The 463-nt window shown below is 72.4% G+C and carries 1 protein-coding gene; it reads left to right on the forward strand.

Going from position 1 to position 463, the window contains the following annotated elements; genetic code table 11:
- A partial coding sequence (locus AC6H42_RS12290; RefSeq protein ID WP_497548155.1) for a type VI secretion system Vgr family protein occupies positions 1 to 463 on the forward strand: 463 nt, incomplete at both ends.

Below are 463 nucleotides of genomic sequence, written 5' to 3' on the forward strand. Positions count from 1 at the left end.
CGCACGCGCCTGGCCAGCAGCAGCGCCGCCACCCAGCTCAACCTCGGCTACCTGATCCAGCAGGCGCCCGGCTCCGCCCAGCGCGGCAGCTACCGCGGCGCAGGCTTCGAACTGCGCACCGACGCCTGGGCCGTGCTGCGCGGCGCCGAAGGCGTGCTGCTCACCACCAGCGCGCGCAACGCGCAAGGCAGCGGCATCACCTCCACGCAGCTCGACACCGCCGAAGCGCTGGCGCAGCTGAAGGCCGCCGAGGAACTGGCCAAGCAGCTGGGCGACGCCGCCACCGCGCAGCAAGCCCTCACCAGCAAGGACGCCGCCGCCGCGCACAAGGACTTCATCACCCAGGTCAATCCCCAGCAAAGCGGCAAGCACGCCGGCGCCGTCAACGGCCAGCAGGCGGTCAAGGCGCAAGCCGGATCGCGCGAGGCCGACAGCGCCAAGCCGGTGGAAAAGTTCGGCACCC

This window comes from Massilia sp. NBRC 108631 (assembly GCF_059704565.1).